Origin of the sequence: Haematobacter massiliensis, from assembly GCF_000740795.1 — a bacterium.
Classification (GTDB): domain Bacteria; phylum Pseudomonadota; class Alphaproteobacteria; order Rhodobacterales; family Rhodobacteraceae; genus Haematobacter; species Haematobacter massiliensis.
On the sequence record NZ_JGYG01000003.1, the window covers coordinates 59,390 to 76,809 of the forward strand.

The following is a 17,420-nucleotide window of genomic DNA, read 5'->3' on the forward strand; positions in this document are numbered from 1 at the left end:
CAGCGATGACGGAAGGCGGCGAGGGCAAGGAGCCGGCGGCGCCCCTCGCCATCGAACTCAGGGGCGTGTCAAAATCCTTCGGTCCGGTGCAGGCCAACCGGGACATATCGCTCAAGGTGCGCAAGGGGACGATCCACGGCATCATCGGCGAAAACGGCGCGGGAAAATCGACACTCATGTCGATCCTGTTCGGGTTCTATCAGGCGGATGCGGGCGAAATCCTGATCGACGGCAAGGCGACCGCGATTCCCGACAGCCAATCCGCGATCCGGGCGGGCATCGGTATGGTGTTCCAGCATTTCAAGCTGGTCGAGAACTTCACCGTGCTGGAAAATGTCGTGCTCGGTGCGGAAGGCGGGCGTTTGCTGCGCCCCTCGCTCGCGCGGGCGCGGAGCCTGCTCGTCGACCTCGCCCGCGACTACGAACTGAACGTGGACCCCGATGCGCTGGTGGAGGAGCTTTCGGTTGGCCATCAGCAACGGGTGGAAATCCTGAAGGCTCTGTACCGGCAGGCCAATATCCTGATCCTCGACGAACCGACCGGCGTGCTGACCCCGGCGGAGGCGGACCACCTGTTCCGCATCCTCCGCGCCCTGCGGGACGAGGGCAAGACGATCCTCCTCATCACCCACAAGCTGCGCGAGATCATGGAGGTAACCGATGCCGTCTCCGTCATGCGGCGCGGAGAGATGGTGGCGACGCTGCCCACGCGGGACACCACACCCGAAGCGCTGGCGGAGCTGATGGTCGGGCGCAAGGTTCTCCTCAGGGTGGAAAAGGCGGAGGCGACGCCTGGCCCCGTTGTTCTGTCCGTCGACAATCTGACCGTGCGCGACCCCTCCGGCGTGGAGCGGCTGAAGGATGTCTCCCTCACCGTCCGCGCCGGAGAGGTTGTCGGGATCGCCGGTGTGGCCGGCAATGGACAGTCGGAACTCCTGGCGGTGCTGGGCGGTATCCTTCCGGCTACCTCAGGCCGCATCCAGCTCAACGGCCGGGAATTGCCGTTGTCGGGGCGCGAGGCGAACGGAAAGGCCCGCAGGAGGGCAGGCATCGCCCATGTGCCGGAGGACCGCCATCACCTTGGCCTGATCCTCGATTTCGCGGCATGGGAGAATATGATTTTCGGATATCAGGACGACCCGGCCTACCGGAGCGGCCCTTTCATGCGCAACGGCGCGCTCATCGAGGAGACCGGGGCGAAAATGCAGCGTTTCGACGTGCGTCCGCCCCTTCCGCGGCTGGCGGCCAAGAACTTCTCGGGCGGCAACCAGCAGAAGATCGTTCTGGCACGGGAGATGGAGCGCAACCCGGACCTGCTGCTCATCGGCCAGCCGACGCGGGGGGTGGATATCGGTGCGATCGAATTCATCCACCGGCAGATCGTCGCCCTGCGCGATGCGGGCAAGGCGATCCTGCTGGTTTCCGTGGAGCTGGATGAAATCCGCGCGCTCTCCGACCGGATCGTCGTGATGTGCGGCGGCGAGATCATGGGCGAACGCGCGCCAGAGGTGACCACGGAACGGGAACTCGGCATGATGATGGCAGGCATGGACGGGAAGGCCGCGTGATGCCGAGATGGGCCGATGTCTTTCTGGTGCCGCTTGTCAGCATCCTGCTGGCCTTCATCATCTCCGCGCTCGTGATCCTCGCCATCGGCGCCGACCCGGTGGAGGCGATCCGCACGATGGTGACAGGGGCGCTTGGCTCCTCCTACGGTTGGGGGTTCACACTCTACTACGCTACCTCCTTCATGTTCACCGGGCTGTCGGTGGCGGTCGCCTATCATGCGGGACTGTTCAACATCGGTGGCGAGGGACAGGCGACACTCGGCGGGCTCGGCGTCGCGCTGGTCTGCCTGGCACTGCCTTGGACGCACTGGTGGCTGGCGCTCCCCGCAGCGATGATCGGCGCGGCGCTGTTCGGCGCGGCCTGGGCTGCGATCCCCGCGTGGCTTCAGGCACGGCGCGGCAGCCATATCGTCATCACCACCATCATGTTCAACTTCATCGCCGCGGCCTTGTTGAACTATCTGCTGGTGAACATTCTGCGGCCCATCGGCTCCATGGATCCGGCGACGGCCCGCTTTCCCGCAGGCGCCACGCTGCCCCGTCTGGCGGATATCCTCGCGCTCGTGGGTATTCCGTTCAACAACCGCAATCCGGCCAATATCACCTTCCTGATCGCCGTTGGCGCCTGCATCGCTGTGTGGCTGCTGATCTGGCACACGCGCCTGGGCTATGAAATCCGCGCCTTCGGCAAATCGGAATCCGCCGCCCGCTATGCCGGTATCTCGCCCACGCGGATCACCATGTGGGCCATGCTGATCTCCGGCGGACTGGCGGGGATGATGGCCATCAACAACGTCATGGGGGAGGCGCAGCGGCTGGTGCTGAACTCCGTCGAGGGGGCGGGCTTCATCGGCATTGCCGTGGCGCTCATGGGCCGTTCGCATCCCGTGGGGATTTTCCTCGCCTCCCTGCTGTTCGGCTTTCTCTATCAGGGCGGCGCGGAGCTGTCGCTCTGGATGGCGATCCCGCGTGAACTGATCACCGTGATACAAGCGCTGGTCATCCTCTTCACCGGCGCGCTCGACAATATGGTCCGCATGCCGGTGGAGCGGCTGTTTCTGAAGTTCGGAAGGAAGGGCTGATGGACGCGGCCACGATCCTGCAGATCCTGGACAGCACGATCCGCCTTGGGACACCCTTGCTGCTGGCCTGTCTGGCAGGGATGTTTTCCGAACGGGCGGGGATTTTCGATATCGGGCTGGAGGGCAAGATGCTCGCCGCGGCCTTCCTGTCCGCAGCAGTGGCGGCGGTGACGGGCAATGTCTGGATCGGCCTGCTGGCGGGTGTCGCGGCGTCGCTGTCGCTGTCGGCCATTCACGGCCTCGCCTCCATCACCTTTCGGGGCAATCAACTCATCTCCGGCGTCGCGATCAACTTCCTGGCCTCCGGCCTGACGGTGCTGATCGGGCAGAACTGGTTCCAGTTGGGGGGGCGCACCCCATCGCTTGAGGGCGCGGCGCGGTTTCAACCCATCACGCTGCCCTTCGCAGAGACATTGCGCAATGTCCCCGTGATCGGACCGATCTATGCGGAGCTGATCTCAGGCCATACGATTCTGGTTTATGTCGCATTCCTGCTCGTGCCGGCGAGCGCATTCCTCCTCTATCGCACGCGGTTCGGGCTGCGGCTCAGGGCGGTGGGGGAAAATCCGGCTGCCGTGGATACGGCGGGCGTGTCCGTCACAAGGCTCCGCTACGCGGCCGTGGCGATCTGCGGGGTGCTTACCGGGCTTGCGGGCGCCTATCTGGCGACGGGCCTCTCAGCGGGCTTCGTCAAGGAAATGACGGCGGGGCGCGGCTATATCGCACTCGCCGCGCTGATCTTCGCCAAGTGGCGGCCATGGTATGCTCTCGGCGCGACGATGCTCTTCGGCTTCCTGGAGGCGCTGACCAACCGTTTTCAGACGATCGAACTTCTGGGCATCACCGTACCGGTTCAGGTCATGCAGGCGCTGCCCTATGTGTTGACGGTCATCATTCTTGCCGGCTTCGTCGGTCGGGCTGTTCCTCCGCGCGCGGGCGGGGTAGCCTATGTGAAGGAGCGGTAACCGCGGGCGCACGGAACCGCCCGCGCGGGGAATGAGATGCTGCAAGTCTATCTGCCGATTGCCGAAGTTTCCGTCAACGGCGGGATCGTCTTCGCGATAGGCGCCATCGTCGGAATACTCTCGGGCGTCTTCGGCGTGGGCGGCGGGTTTCTCATCACTCCCGCTCTGTTCTTCATTGGCATTCCGCCGCCCGTTGCGGTGGCAACCGGGGCCAATCAAGTGGTCGCCTCCTCCGTTTCGGGTGTTCTCGGCCACCTCCGTCGCAAGACCGTCGATCTCAGGATGGGGACGGTTCTGCTCGTCGGCGGTCTCATCGGCTCGCTGATCGGGATCTGGCTGTTCAACCGGTTGAAGGCGCTGGGGCAGATCGACCTGATCGTGCAGCTTTCCTATGTCGTACTGCTCGGCACAGTCGGCCTGCTCATGTTTCAGGAAAGTCTGCGCGCGTTGCGGCGGCAGCGGATGCAAGGCCCGGTCCGCATCCGGCGGAGCCAGCATCTGTGGGTCCACCGGTTGCCCTTCAAGATGAAGTTCCGGGCATCCGGCCTTTATATCTCCGTGATCCCGCCGATGCTGGTGGGCTGTCTCGTGGGGATCATGGCGGCGATCATGGGTGTGGGCGGCGGCTTCCTGATGGTGCCCGCGATGATCTACCTGCTCGGCATGCCGACCAAGGTCGTGGTGGGCACGTCGCTTTTCCAGATCATCTTCGTTACCGGCTTCACGACATTCATGCAGGCCTGGACCAATCAGGCGGTGGATCTCATCCTCGGCACCCTGCTGATCATCGGCGGGGTGATCGGGGCGCAGATCGGCACGCGTCTTGGCGCCAGGCTTCGGGCCGAGCAGCTTCGGGTGTTGCTGGCCGTTCTGGTGCTGCTCGTCTGCGGGCGGCTGGCATATGACCTCGTCGTGACGCCACCGGAGCTTTTCTCCATCGCGCGGGGAGGCGGGTTCTGATGCGGTTTCTGATGCGCCTGCTGCCCGCGTGCCTGCTGCTCCTCACCCTCCTGCCCCTTACAGCGGATACGCAGACCCGCCCGACGGGCGAAAGGATCGTGGCTGGCTTCAGCCATGACTTCATTGACATCAGCGCACGTTTCGACGGGTCCGAAATCCTTGTCTTCGGCGCTGTCCGGCGGGAGCAGGCAATCCCGGAAGACAACCCGCTGGGCGTGATCGTCATCGTCGAAGGTCCGCCCGAGACGCTGACCATCCGCAAGAAAAGCCATCAGTTCGGCATCTGGATGAACACCCAGAACGTGCGCATTCGCTCCGCGCCGAGTTTCTATGCCGTGAACACCTCCTGGCCCGTCTCCTTCATGCTGACGCCCGAGCAGGACCGGCAATACGGCATCAGCCTGCCCCGGCTCATCTATATCGCGGGGCGTGACGTGTCGGAGGAGGAAGAGCCGGCCTTCGTCGATGCACTGATCCGGATTCGCCGGGAATCAGGAACATATCAGATCAACGAACGCGCCGTTTCGCTGGAAGAATCCACGCTGTTCCAGACGCGGGTGGAGCTGCCCTCCACCCTTGTGGAAGGCACCTACATCACCCGTATCTATCTCACGCGGGAGGGGCGGGTGATCGACCGCTATGAAAGCCATCTGCCCGTGTACAAGGTGGGGGTGGAGCGGTGGGTACATCTCCTGGCGGTGGAACAGCCACTGGTGACGGGGCTTCTCGCCCTCATGGTGGCTGTCGTCGCAGGATGGGGCGCCTCGGCCCTGTTCCGGTCGCTGCGCCTTTGATCGCTCAGAATGCCTTGAAGGTCATGGTCGTCAAGCTGCGTTGAATATCCGCGATGTCGAAAAGGTTATCGGCCAGCCAGCGGCCCGTATCCTCTTCCTCGGGGATGTAGATCTTGGCGAGAAGATCCCATTCGCCAGACGTGGAGTACAGTTCGGAGACCACCTCCCGGTCATAGATCGCATCGGCAACCGCGTAGGTCTTGCCGGGAGTGCAGCGAAGCTGAACAAAGATGCAGCGCATGGCATTTCCTTTCCAAATCATCCCGAACGGGAGTCATTCCTCCGCCTCTGCGGCGAGTTCCAGCGTGGCCCGCGCGCCGGCGAGATCGGCGACACCCAGCGGCGCCGTGGGCCGGGCCAGCCGGTTGCGCACGACCCAGAGCAGCCGTTTCTCCGCCCGCGTGATAGCCACATAGGCAAGTCGCTTCCACAGCGGAAGGCCGGCCTCCATCCGCCCGGTCTGCGCCGCAGCCCAGAGATCGGGGGCAAAGACCTGCACCGCCTCCCATTGCGAGCCCTGCGCCTTGTGGATCGTCACCGCTGCCCCGTGCAGAAAGGTGGCTCCCATGCGCGCCGCAAAGGGGATGAAGGGTTCCTCCTCATCCGGCTTCTCGATCTTGACGATGGACGCGGCGGAGACCTGCGGTTCCTCGGCGCCCAGCACATGCAGGCGCGAGAAGCCGGGCTTGCGCCCCTCGCCCAGATAGATGACCTGCGCGCCCTTGATGAGACCGCGCGCCTCAAGGTCGATCCGCTTCTTGCGATGCTTCAACGGTAATTCGATCCCGTCGCAGATCAGCGGTTCACCGGGCAGCAGGGCATCCTCCGGCGCGCCGAAGGCCGCCCGAAACGCCTGAATGAGCCGGATGCGGGTGACGTTCCGCCAGACCAGCACCGGCGAACGCGCCATCAGATCGGCCTCCACCCGCTGGCTCACCACGACACGGGGGTCGCGGCGGGCCGCGTCCTCCACCATCGCCTCGAACCGCTCGAAGGTCAGCGCCGGGTCGGCCAGCGCATGGGCGAGATCGAGGATCGGGTTGTCCTCCGCCTGCCGGTGGATGCGGGAGAGGTGCAGGACACGCTCCTCCCTCAGCCCTTCGAAGGCCATCTCTCCCGACTGCCCCACGGGCGCGAGCTGCGCCGGATCGCCGAAGAGGACGAGTGTCGGAAAGATCTCCTGCAGATCCTCGAACTGGCGGGCGTCGAGCATCGAGGCCTCATCCACGAAACCGATGTCCAGCGGATCCTCCCGCCGCTTCCAGCCCCGGATGAAGTCCGAGCCTCGCAGCCCTGCCGTGGCAAGCGCGCCGGGGATCGATTTCATCTGGTCGTAGAATGCCTTGGCCCGGTCCAGCAAGGCGTCCGCCATGCCTTCCACCACCGGTCGCTCACCGCCATTGGCGAGCCATTCTGCCAGCCGCTCATACTGCGGATCATAGACAGGCGTGTAGAGGATGCGGTGGATCGTCGTCGCCGGCACCCCGCGGGAACGGAGCACGCTTGCCGCCTTGTTGGTGGGTGCGAGCACAGCGAGCGTCCGGCGCTCCTTCCGCCTCCGCCCTTCCCAGTCACCGGAGACGATCTCCACCCCGGCGTCCTCCAGCGCCTTCGTGAGGCTGGCAAGCAGCATCGTCTTGCCCGAACCCGCCTTGCCGGTGACGGCGAGAACCGAAGCCCCCTCTCCCGTCGCCGGTTGCAGGGTGCCTTCATTGAGGTCCACCCCGGCCCCGGCCAGCATTTCGGCAAGTCGATCCCAGGCCTCGGCCTGATCGGGAGAGAGAGGGAGAATGTCGGCAGCCATGGCGCGACCCTATCCCGACCGCCGCACACGCGCCAGCCGGATCAGCCCGGCTGCGGGGGCGAATACGGAGCATCCTGAGGCGCGGCGTCGATCTCCCGCCGCGCCACCTCCTCCGCGATCACGATCTGATCGGAGAGAAGCGGCAGACCGTTCAGTTCTGAAAAGCGGCGCAAATCCGCGAGGACATCAAAGATCCAGTCATGCCGCGTCACAAATGCTCTCCATTCTCGAAACATCTGGAGGTTAGCATGTCTTTCACCTGCGACCGCGCGCAAATCCGCACCCGACAGGGAACGCCCCGCGCTTGCCCTGCCCCTCGGCGAAGCCTATCTTCTCAATATGACAGCGCCGTTGATCGACCCTTTCGCCCGCGCAATACGCTACCTCAGGGTATCGGTCACAGACCGCTGCGATTTCCGCTGCGTTTACTGTATGGCGGAAAACATGACCTTTCTGCCCAAGGCGGAGCTTCTGACACTGGAGGAGCTGGACAGGATCTGCTCCGGCTTCGTGGCCTTGGGGGTGGAGAAACTCCGTATCACCGGGGGTGAGCCGCTCGTCCGCCGCGGCATCATGACCTTCTTCCGGGCGATGGGGCGTCATCTGGAAAGCGGCGCGCTGAAGGAACTCACGCTGACGACCAACGGCTCGCAGCTCGCGCGGCATGCCGCGGAGCTGGCGGATTGCGGCGTCAGGCGGGTGAATGTCTCTCTCGACACGCTGGACCCGGACCGTTTCGCGGAGATCACCCGCTGGGGCCGGATTTCGCAGGTTCTGGAGGGGCTGGAGGCGGCAAAAGCGGCGGGCCTGCGCGTCAAGATCAATACCGTGGCGCTGAAGGGCGTCAACGAGGATGAGCTTGAAAGGCTGGTCGCATGGTCCGCCGCCGAAGATCACGACCTGACGTTCATCGAGGTCATGCCGATGGGCGACATCGGCAACGAAAATCGGCTGGACCAGTTCTGGTCGCTTCGCGATCTTCGCGCACGTCTGGCACAGAACTGGACCCTGACCGACCTTGCTGAACGGACGGGTGGTCCCGCTCGCTATGTGCGGCTGGAGGAAACCGGCCAGAAGATCGGCTTCATCACGCCGCTGTCGCATAACTTCTGCGAAAGCTGCAACCGTGTCCGCCTTACCTGCACGGGCGAGCTTTTCATGTGCTTGGGACAGGAGGACAAGGCGGACCTGCGCGCCCCGCTGCGGGACGGCGCAGACGATGCGGCGCTGGAGACCGCCATCCGCGCTGCCATCGCACGCAAACCCAAAGGCCATGACTTCGACTATTCCCGCCAGACGATCGCGGGAACCATGTCACGCCATATGAGCCACACCGGCGGCTAGACGCGCCTCAGGGCACCTGACCGGGAAGGCGCGCCAGCAGGTGATCCACCATGTCGCCGGTAAAAGGCTCCCGAAGCAGAAACCATCCTTCCGACACGGCATCTTCCTCCGCCAGCGAACCGCTGACGACGATAACCTTGCCGCCCCGCTCCTCCACGGAACGGTGCAGGCCGGAGTCCAGGATCGCCTGCTTTCGCATCGACAGGAACGCCGCCGTCACATCCGGCATTTCCGCCATTGCCTGATGGGCAATATCGGGGCGCGAAAACACCTGCACATCGCATTCCCCCGCCGATCCACGGATCGCTTCCACGATGTCAGTTGCGATAAGCGGTAGCGGCTCGACCACAATGAACCGCGAGACATCAGGTCGCCGTATCACGGAAAATCCGGATCCTTCCGTCAAGGCCACCTCCATTCTAGAATGCTGCATCATGTCTTTGGAACATTCCAAAGCTATCGTCATTAAACTACGACATATCAAAAGGAATGACCGGCGTGACGACCCCCTGCAGTGCCTGTCCCCTTCGCCGCCGGCCGGCCTTTCTTCCCATGAGCTCCGAAGAGCTGCGTTTCATGGAGCGGTTCAAGCGGGGTGAGATGATAGTCTCCCCCGGAACGCCGCTTTTCAGCGAAGGTGAACAAAGTCGGAACATGTACACTGTATTCTCTGGAATGGGATTGAAATTCAAAAGCTTGGAGGATGGCCGCCGTCAAGTGCTGAACTTCATCTTTCCCGGAGATTTCGTAGGGCTGCAAAACGCGATCAGTGCCGGAATGCAGTTCGGGATAGAGGCCACGACCCCGATGACCCTCTGCGTCTTTGACCGATCACGATTGGGGGAGCTGTTCACGAACCAGCCCACGCGCGCTTATTCGCTGACATGGATCAGCGCAGCGGAGGAGTATTTTCTTGGTGACGCATTGGCAACAATTGGCCAGAGAGACGCACGGGAACGGCTGGCCTGGGCCATGGCGCGCATCTTCGGACGGTTGACCGCGCTTGGTCTGGCGGAGGGTCAGACAGTCCCTTTTCCCTACAGGCAACAGGACCTCGCCGATGCGGTGGGCCTGTCGCTGGTCCATACCAACAAGATGCTGGCGCGCCTGCGCCTCGACGGGCTGGCGGACTGGGCTGGAGGGCGGCTCACCGTGCCGGATGTAAAGCGGCTGGGCGACGCGGCGATGACGGATGAACTCATCCCGCCGCCTCGCCCGATCTTCTGATCGCCCTTACGCGGCGCGAAGGCGCTGTTCGACCAGCTCGGCCCAGAACGATGCCCCTGCCGGAATCGCCTCATCGTTGAAGTTGTAAGCGGGATGGTGGACATCGGCGCTGTCGCCATTGCCGATCTGGATATAGGCGCCCGGGACCACCTCCAGCACGTAGGAGAAGTCCTCACCCCCCATCAGCGGTTCGGCATTGGTATCGACATCACCCGCCACGGTGCGCGCTGCTTCGGCCGCATAGGTGGTCTCGGCTTCCCAGTTGACAGTCGCCGGATAGCCAGGGCGCCAGTCTATCTCGGCGCTGCCGCCAAAGGCACCGGCGATCTGGGGGACCAGCGCCTTCAGCCGCTCCTCGCCCAGGGCCCGCAATTCCTTTTCGAAGGTGCGAATGGTACCGCGCAGGGTCACACGCTCGGGAATGACGTTGAAGGCTTCCGTCTCGGTGCGGAAACTGGTCACGGAGACGACGATCGACTTGATCGGATCGGCATTCCGCGAGGCGATGGATTGCAGCGCGATGATGATATGGCTCGCGATCAGCGTCGTGTCGATCGAGGCATGGGGCTTCGCGGCATGACCCCCCTTGCCGGTCACGGTGATCTCGAATTCATCCGTGGCGGCATAGAAAGGCCCGGACCGGATGGAGAACTTGCCCACCTCAAGCCCCGGAGAATTGTGCATGCCATAAGCTTCGGTAATGCCGAAACGTTCGATCATGCCGTCATCCACCATGGCCTTGCCGCCCGCCCCGCCTTCTTCCGCAGGCTGGAAGATCAGCGCGACGGTGCCATCGAAGTTCCGGGTCTCCGCCAGATACTTGGCCGCGCCAAGCAGCATGGCCGTATGCCCGTCATGGCCGCAGGCGTGCATCTTGCCGGGCACACGAGAGGCATAGGGAAGGCCCGTCACCTCATAGATCGGCAGGGCATCCATATCGGCGCGCAGGCCGATCACCCGGTCCGATCCGCTGCGCCCCCGGATGATGCCGACAACGCCGGTACGGCCGATACCTTCCACAACCTCGTCGCAACCAAATTCCCGCAGCTTTTCGGCCACGATTCCTGCCGTGCGGTGGACGTCATACATCAACTCGGGGTTTTCGTGGAAATCGCGGCGCCATGCGGCGATCTCCTCTTGCAACTCCGCCAGACGGTTCTTGATCGGCATGTCTTGTCTCCTGTCAGACGCCGGGGCCGAGTTCCAGTTTCGACCCGTCGGTAAATCGGGACCAGCGAAAGCGGGTCATGTCATGGCCCGCGGGGCGACCCGTCACCATGTCTGCGATGATCCGGCCCATCGCGGGACCGATGCCGAAGCCATGGCCGCTCATGCCGGTTGCGAGTGTCAGCCCCGGCAGCGCGGGAATGTGGTCCACCACGGGCACCGCATCCGGCATCGCGTCGATCATTCCAGCCCAGGCGCGGGCGATCCGCACGGTACCGAGCTGCGGGAACGCGCGTTGAAACCGGGACCGGAACTGCTCGACGATCCGCTGGTTCGGCTTCGGGTCCAGCACGCGCATCCGCTCGAAAGGCGTGAGGTCATCAGGCTTCCAGCGGCGCGGTGTGCTCCATGCATCGGGATAGCCGTCTGGGGCCTTCCAGACGAAGTGGTTGGAGGCAAAGTCATCGAACAGCGCGGGCAGGTAGCTGCGGAAGTGGCGGAACGCATCCGGCCCGATCAGCACCTCATGAAAGCCGCGCGGGGCGAGAGTGTAGCCGCCATCCTCCCGTCGCCGGAAGGCGTGGTCGGCGGCATAGACATTCCCCCCGAAGACCTCCGGCAGCGGCTCCGTCGCGGCGACGGTGGAGCGAACGGAGAGCTGCGGTATCATGACGCCATGATTGCGCAGGAAGAGCGAGGACCACGCCCCCCCGGCCAGCACCACCCTGTCACAGGCGATGCGCCCCTGTTCCGTCACCACACCCGCGATCCGGCCCGCGGCGATGTCGAGCGCGCGGACGGCGCAGTTCTCCACCACGGCCACCCCCCGCCGCCGCACGGCGCGGGCCAGCGCGGGCACAGCCACCCATGGCTCTGCACGCCCGTCGGACGCCGTCCAGAGCCCGCCAACCGCCGCAGTCCCGGCCATTGGCACCATGGCGGAGACTTCCGCCGGCGTGAGCAGCCGCGTGTCGAGTTGATGCGGCACGGCATTCCGGTCGCGCCAGTCTTCGTAATAGGCCAGCTTCTTCGCATCTCCGGCGATGTAGAGCACCCCCTCACGCCGGAAGCCGAGGTCTTCGCCAGCGGCCTCCGCCAGCCCGCCCCAGATGCGGCTCGCCTCCATCATGATCGGAAGCTCCGCGTGGTCGCGGCCCTGCTGGCGCACCCAGCCCCAGTTGCGGGAGGATTGCTCCCCCGCGATCCGGCCCTTCTCGCAGAGGACGACCTTCTCGCCCCGCTCCGCCAGATACCAGGCCGTCATTACCCCGATGACTCCGCCGCCGATCACCACGACATCCGCCTGTGCGGGAAGTGGGTCGGCGAACTGCACGGGAGTTTCTGCGGTAATGCCCGCCCGAACCGTGAATGCCATGCTGCTCCTCAGGCCGCCAGTTGCCCGACAAGGCGCTGCATGAACACCCAGCCCGCGTCAAGCTGCGCGACGGTTATATACTCATCGGGCTGATGCGCCTGGGCAATGTCGCCCGGGCCGCAGACGATGGTGGAATAGCCCTTGTGCTGAAAATGTCCGGCCTCTGTGCCATAGCTGACGACCCCCGCCGCGTTCTCTCCGGTCAGGCCGCGGGTGAGCTCCTCCGCCCGGCCACCGGCCTCGGGCTTCAGGAGCGGTACAAAGAACCGCTCGGTCACGGTGATGCGGGCGGCAGGATTGATGGCCTTCATCCCTGCCTCCACCTCCGCCACGCGGTCCGCCAGACGCCGGCGGTAGTCCGCATTCTGCTCCCCCGGAATGACGCGGAAGGCCATGTCGAGCCAGCAGTCCTCAGCGGTGATGTTTCCCGCCGTGCCGCCCCGGATGGTCCCGACATGGATCGTCGTCCAGGGTGGATCGAACATGTTCGCAAGGTCGGTTCGCGGCTTCGCCCGGTTTTCCACATTCACCTCATTCGCCCACATGACGAGCCGCGCCGCCTCATGGATCGCGCTGACGCCCTTGTGGAGCATGGAGGAATGCACCGGCACGCCCCGCACATGGATGGCAAGCCCGGACCCGCCCTTGTGGCCGGAGATCGGCTTCATCATCGACGGCTCCCCCACGATGACAGCCGCGGCCCGCGGCAGCCGCTCCGCCATCTCCGCCACCATGGAGGGGGCACCGACGCAACCGACTTCCTCGTCGTAGGAGAGCGCGATCTGCAGCGGGCGCTTGACGCCCGCCGAAAGCGCAAGGGGCACCGCCGCCAGCGCCAGGGCATCGAACCCCTTCATGTCGCAGGCCCCACGCCCGTAGAGCCGCCCGTCCCGTTCCGTCAACACCCACGGGTCGCTCGTCCAGGTCTGCCCGTCTACCGGAACCACATCGGTATGCCCCGACAGCACCACGCCGCCTTCGACATCCGGGCCGATATGGGCGTAGAGATTGGCCTTCGTCCCCTCGGCGTTATAGACGCGATGCGCGCTGACGCCGTGCCGGGCCAGATAATCCTCCACCCAGTCGATGAGGGGAAGGTTGGAATCGCGGCTGACGGACTGGAAGGAAACCAGCTTCTCCAGGATCTGCCGCGGGGTCAGGGTGGTCATGGTCTTCTCCGGCCCGGCCGTCCCCGCCGGGCGCTCATTCAGGATTGCAGGACGAAATGACCCGGACTGACCTCATCGTACAGAGAGGGAGCGGGTTCGTGGCCGACCGGGAAGATCGGCGAGGGAATGGGTTTGAAGCTCAGATCCTCGCGGATCTTCTTGCGTGACGGATCCGCCACCGGAACGGCGGAGAGCAGGGAACGGGTGTAGGCATGCCGTGGATCCTCGAAGATCGCCTGCCGCGGCCCGATCTCCACGATCCGTCCCAGATACATCACGCCGACATGGTGGGAGACCCGCTCCACCACCGCCATATCGTGACTGATGAACAGGAAGGACAGGCCCAGCTCCGCCTGCAGTTCCATCATCAGGTTCAGCACCTGCGCCTGCACGCTCACATCAAGGGCCGACACGGCCTCATCGGCAACGATCAACCGCGGGTTCAGGGCCAGCGCCCGCGCGATTGCCACCCGCTGCCGCTGCCCGCCGGAGAGTTCATGCGGATAGCGGCGCAGGAAGGAACGCGGCAGTTCCACCCGGTCGAACAGGCCCGCCACCCTTTCCTCCAGCTCCGCGCCGCTCATCAGCCCGTAATTGACGATCGGCTCCGCTACCTGATCCGACAGCCGGCGCTGGGGGTTCAGCGATGCGAAGGGATCCTGAAAGATCATCTGCATCTCGCGCCGCATGTCCCGCAGCTCCGGTTCAGACAGCAGGCGCACATCCTTGCCGTCGATCCAGATACGCCCCTCATGCGGCTCCACCAGCCGCAGGATCGACCGTCCGGTCGTGGACTTGCCGCAGCCGGATTCGCCAACCAGCGACAGGGTTTCGCCCACATTGAGGCGGAAGCTCACATCCTCCACCGCATGAACATTGGCGACCGTCCGGCGCATCAGCCCGCCCTTCACCGGAAAGCGCGTCGTCAGATGCTGAACATCCAACAGAACCTTCGGCTCCCGCGCCGGTTTGAGGGCGTCAGCCATCTTGGCGGGTTCGGCCCCCATGATGCGCATCGGTTCTGGCGCCGGTTTGCCACGCATCTCCCCGAGCTTCGGGACGGCGGCGAGCAGCGCCTTGGTGTAGTCCTTCTGCGGGTTGGAGAAGATTTCCTCGACCGTCCCCTCCTCCACCATGTTGCCGCGGAACATGACCACCACACGGTCGGCCATCTGCGCGACCACGGCCATGTCATGGGTGATGAACAGCACCGCCGTGCCGTGCTCCCGCTTCAGCCGGTCGATAAGCGCGAGGATCTCCGCCTGAATCGTCACGTCCAGCGCGGTGGTCGGTTCATCGGCGATCAGCAGTCGCGGCTCGCAGGCCATGGCCATGGCGATCACGACCCGCTGCCGCATCCCCCCTGACAATTCATGCGGATACTGTTTCAGCCGCCGCTCCGGCTCCGGGATGCGCACCTGCCGCATGAGGTCGAGCGCGCGCGCCCGCGCCGCCTCCCGGGACAGTCCCTTGTGAACGCGCAGCCCCTCCACCAACTGCCGCTCCACCGTGAACACCGGGTTGAGCGAGGTCATCGGCTCCTGAAAGATCATGCCGATCTCATTGCCGCGGATCGTGCGCATGAGCGAGGGATCGGCCTTGGACAGATCGACCGCTTCTCCCGATTCGCGGGTGAACATGAGCTTGCCGCCCGCGATCTTGCCCCCGCCATACTGCACGAGGCGCATGAGCGACAGCGAGGTGACCGACTTGCCCGAACCTGATTCGCCAACGACGCAGACTGTCTCACCGGGCCGGATGGCGAAGCTCACGTCTTCCACACCGACCACGACGCCATCATTGGTGTCGAACTCCACCCGAAGCTTTTCCACCGAGACAAGCGGCCTCACGGCGGCGGGATCGTCGAGCATATGCATCTCCTTCAGAGGGTGGGCCACGCTAGAGAGCAGCCCGCGAAAAAGTCAAATGCCGCTTCCCTCATCATCCACATGCTCCGGCTTATGGCCAGTATTTTAAGCTTATCGCCCATCCGCTGTGCAAAAACCACTGTTTGAGCCGATGAATGTCTTGATCGCGACCCAGAGATCATTTGACTTCATCACACGCTGCGCTTGCAATCGCATCTTCCCGTGACAGAGTGCGGAGGCGAAACGGCCATCGGAAAGCGCCGAGCGGTCAAGGACAAGCAGCCAGATATGTCGTCCGCCCACAGCATCCATAGTCCGTCGACCGGGGAAATAACCCCGGCAGAGCGCGCAGCTTCAAATCCCAGCAAGGAGATTTCCATGAGACGAACCACTGCCCTGAGGGGAGCAGCGGCGCTGATCGCGCTTCTGCCGGCCGCCGCCATGGCGGAACGCGGCGCGGACGGGCATCTGAACATCATCTACTACCAGGCACCCTCCATCCTGAATCCCTACCTCTCGGGGGGTACGAAGGATATCGAAAGCTCCTCCCTCATCATCGAGCCGCTCGCGCGCTACGACGAAAAGGGGGAGCGCGTCCCTTATCTGGTGGATGCGATCCCGACGCTGGAGAATGGCGGCGTGTCGCAGGACATGACCTCCATCACCTGGAAGCTGAAGCCGGGGCTGAAGTGGTCTGACGGCTCGCCGCTGACCTCGGCCGATATCGTGTTCACTGCAGAATACTGCATGCATCCCGAAGGCGGCTGCGCCCAGCTTTCCAAGTTCGAAGGCGTCAAGACGGTCGAGGCCGTGGATGATCTGACGGTCAAGGTCACCTTCGAAGGGCCGAAGCCGAACCCCTATCTGCCCTTCGTCGGCGGCCAGTCCCCGATCATCCAGAAGGCCCAGTTCGCCGAATGCCTCGGCACCAAGGCGCCGACCTGCACCAGCGCGAACTTCGGCCCCATCGGCACCGGGCCCTTCGTGGCGACCGAATTCCGCCCGAACGACGTGATCTCGCTGAAGGCGAACCCGAACTATCGCGACCCGGCGAAACCCGCCTTTGCCACAGTGACCTTCAAGGGCGGCGGCGATGCGGCGGCGGCGGCGCGGTCCGTGCTGGAAACGGGCGAGTTCGACTACGCCTGGAACCTGCAACTTCCGCCCGAGGTGCTGGAAAAGATGGTGGCCGCCGGCAAGGGGGAGCTTGTCACCGGCTTCGGCACGCTGGTGGAGCGGCTTGAGCTGAACCTCACCAACCCCAGCCCCTCGCTGCCCCCCGAGACGCGTGCGACACTCAAGGAACCCCATCCGTTCTTCTCCGACATCCGGGTGCGCAAGGAGCTCTCCATGGCGATCGACCGCCCGTTGCTGACGGAGATCGGCTATGGTCAGGCGGGGCGGGCGACCTGCAATCTCGTGCCGGCGCCGGAAGCCTTCGCCTCCACCGCCAACGACGCCTGCCTGACGCAGGACGTGGCAGGCGCCAAGGCGCTGCTGGACGAGGCGGGCTGGGTTCCCGGGCCGGACGGCATCCGCGTCAAGGACGGCCAGAAGCTCGCCATCATCTTCCAGGCGCCGGTCAACGCCATCCGCCAGGACTTCCAGGCACTCATCAAGCAGTGGTGGCAGGATATCGGCGTGCAGACCGAACTGCGCACCGTCGATCCCTCGGTGTTCTTCGGTGGCGATCCCGGCAGCCCGGACACCTTCCAGAAGTTCTACGCGGACGTGGAGATGTACGCGAACAACTTCGACGGGACGGACCCGGAAGCCTATCTCGCGATGTACAAATGCGGGAACGAACCGCGCCCGGAAACGGGCTGGCAGGGCGAGAACATCAACCGCTTCTGCGATCCGGCCTATGACGCGCTGATCGACAAGCTCGGGGAAACCGGCGTCTTCGAGGAGCGCACGAAGATCGCCAAGGAAGCGCACGACCTCTACATGCAGCAATCCGTGCTGCTGCCGCTGGTCGATCGCGGACGGGTGTCGGGCAAGTCCAAGACCCTTGGCGGCGTCGTCCTGAACACCTGGGACAGCGAGCTGTGGAACGCGGCCGACTGGTACCGGATCAAGTAATCTGATCCGTCAGGC

16 protein-coding genes are annotated in these 17,420 nt (G+C 64.4%); 8 read left to right on the plus strand and 8 right to left on the minus strand.

Annotated elements, in window-relative coordinates; translation table 11 throughout:
- Nucleotides 1-5: 5 nt before the first annotated feature.
- The 5 genes from CN97_RS05990 to CN97_RS06010 are packed head-to-tail and all read left to right on the plus strand — an operon-like array spanning nucleotide 6 to nucleotide 5,369.
- Nucleotides 6-1,568, plus strand: a complete 1,563-nt coding sequence (locus CN97_RS05990; RefSeq protein WP_035708640.1) for an ABC transporter ATP-binding protein — start codon at nucleotides 6-8, stop codon at nucleotides 1,566-1,568.
- Nucleotides 1,568-2,650: an ABC transporter permease gene (locus CN97_RS05995; RefSeq protein ID WP_035708643.1), complete on the plus strand. Its 1,083-nt coding sequence runs from the start codon at nucleotides 1,568-1,570 to the stop codon at nucleotides 2,648-2,650. Before CN97_RS05990 ends, CN97_RS05995 begins: the two co-directional genes overlap by 1 nt.
- Nucleotides 2,650-3,615, plus strand: a complete 966-nt coding sequence (locus tag CN97_RS06000) for an ABC transporter permease (protein WP_035708644.1) — start codon at nucleotides 2,650-2,652, stop codon at nucleotides 3,613-3,615. Before CN97_RS05995 ends, CN97_RS06000 begins: the two co-directional genes overlap by 1 nt.
- A gap of 39 nt (nucleotides 3,616-3,654) precedes the next feature.
- Nucleotides 3,655-4,575 (plus strand): sulfite exporter TauE/SafE family protein, encoded by a 921-nt coding sequence (locus tag CN97_RS06005; RefSeq protein ID WP_035709465.1) that lies wholly within the window; start codon nucleotides 3,655-3,657, stop codon nucleotides 4,573-4,575.
- A complete protein-coding gene (locus CN97_RS06010; protein ID WP_242685177.1) occupies nucleotides 4,575-5,369 on the plus strand; it encodes a TIGR02186 family protein in 795 nt (264 codons plus the stop codon). Before CN97_RS06005 ends, CN97_RS06010 begins: the two co-directional genes overlap by 1 nt.
- 4 nt (nucleotides 5,370-5,373) lie before the next feature.
- Here CN97_RS06010 and CN97_RS06015 read toward each other — a convergent pair whose 3' ends face one another.
- From CN97_RS06015 to CN97_RS20560, 3 genes are read right to left on the minus strand one after another with little or no spacing between them, the layout of a single operon-like run.
- The gene (locus CN97_RS06015) at nucleotides 5,374-5,610 is read right to left on the minus strand and encodes an Lrp/AsnC ligand binding domain-containing protein (RefSeq protein WP_035708645.1); all 237 of its coding nucleotides are present in this window, start codon (nucleotides 5,608-5,610) and stop codon (nucleotides 5,374-5,376) included.
- Between the two features lie 33 nt (nucleotides 5,611-5,643).
- Nucleotides 5,644-7,173: an ATP-dependent DNA helicase gene (locus CN97_RS06020; protein ID WP_035708646.1), complete on the minus strand. Its 1,530-nt coding sequence runs from the start codon at nucleotides 7,171-7,173 to the stop codon at nucleotides 5,644-5,646.
- A 41-nt stretch (nucleotides 7,174-7,214) separates the two neighbouring features.
- On the minus strand, nucleotides 7,215-7,385 hold the full coding sequence (locus CN97_RS20560) for a hypothetical protein (RefSeq protein WP_165496688.1): 171 nt from the start codon (nucleotides 7,383-7,385) through the stop codon (nucleotides 7,215-7,217).
- A gap of 127 nt (nucleotides 7,386-7,512) precedes the next feature.
- Between CN97_RS20560 and moaA the strand changes: the two genes are divergently transcribed.
- Nucleotides 7,513-8,517: a GTP 3',8-cyclase MoaA gene (gene moaA, locus CN97_RS06025; protein ID WP_035708647.1), complete on the plus strand. Its 1,005-nt coding sequence runs from the start codon at nucleotides 7,513-7,515 to the stop codon at nucleotides 8,515-8,517.
- Nucleotides 8,518-8,524: 7 nt separating this feature from the next.
- Here moaA and CN97_RS06030 read toward each other — a convergent pair whose 3' ends face one another.
- Nucleotides 8,525-8,899, minus strand: a complete 375-nt coding sequence (locus CN97_RS06030; RefSeq protein WP_131389544.1) for a hypothetical protein — start codon at nucleotides 8,897-8,899, stop codon at nucleotides 8,525-8,527.
- 218 nt (nucleotides 8,900-9,117) lie between these two features.
- Between CN97_RS06030 and CN97_RS06035 the strand changes: the two genes are divergently transcribed.
- Complete coding sequence (locus CN97_RS06035; protein WP_254915595.1) at nucleotides 9,118-9,744, plus strand: Crp/Fnr family transcriptional regulator; 627 nt, start codon at nucleotides 9,118-9,120, stop codon at nucleotides 9,742-9,744.
- 6 nt (nucleotides 9,745-9,750) lie between these two features.
- Here the strand turns inward: CN97_RS06035 and CN97_RS06040 are convergent, their stop codons facing one another.
- Genes CN97_RS06040 through CN97_RS06055 form a run of 4 tightly spaced genes read right to left on the minus strand, consistent with a single transcriptional unit; the run spans nucleotide 9,751 to nucleotide 15,326 of the window.
- The gene (locus CN97_RS06040; protein WP_035708651.1) at nucleotides 9,751-10,914 is read right to left on the minus strand and encodes a M20 aminoacylase family protein; all 1,164 of its coding nucleotides are present in this window, start codon (nucleotides 10,912-10,914) and stop codon (nucleotides 9,751-9,753) included.
- Between the two features lie 13 nt (nucleotides 10,915-10,927).
- On the minus strand, nucleotides 10,928-12,286 hold the full coding sequence (locus CN97_RS06045) for an NAD(P)/FAD-dependent oxidoreductase (protein WP_035708652.1): 1,359 nt from the start codon (nucleotides 12,284-12,286) through the stop codon (nucleotides 10,928-10,930).
- Between the two features lie 8 nt (nucleotides 12,287-12,294).
- Complete coding sequence (gene argE, locus CN97_RS06050) at nucleotides 12,295-13,455, minus strand: acetylornithine deacetylase (protein ID WP_035708653.1); 1,161 nt, start codon at nucleotides 13,453-13,455, stop codon at nucleotides 12,295-12,297.
- A gap of 38 nt (nucleotides 13,456-13,493) precedes the next feature.
- On the minus strand, nucleotides 13,494-15,326 hold the full coding sequence (locus CN97_RS06055) for an ABC transporter ATP-binding protein (protein ID WP_035708655.1): 1,833 nt from the start codon (nucleotides 15,324-15,326) through the stop codon (nucleotides 13,494-13,496).
- 375 nt (nucleotides 15,327-15,701) lie between these two features.
- Between CN97_RS06055 and CN97_RS06060 the strand changes: the two genes are divergently transcribed.
- On the plus strand, nucleotides 15,702-17,405 hold the full coding sequence (locus CN97_RS06060) for a peptide ABC transporter substrate-binding protein (RefSeq protein WP_035708656.1): 1,704 nt from the start codon (nucleotides 15,702-15,704) through the stop codon (nucleotides 17,403-17,405).
- Nucleotides 17,406-17,420 lie beyond the last annotated feature (15 nt).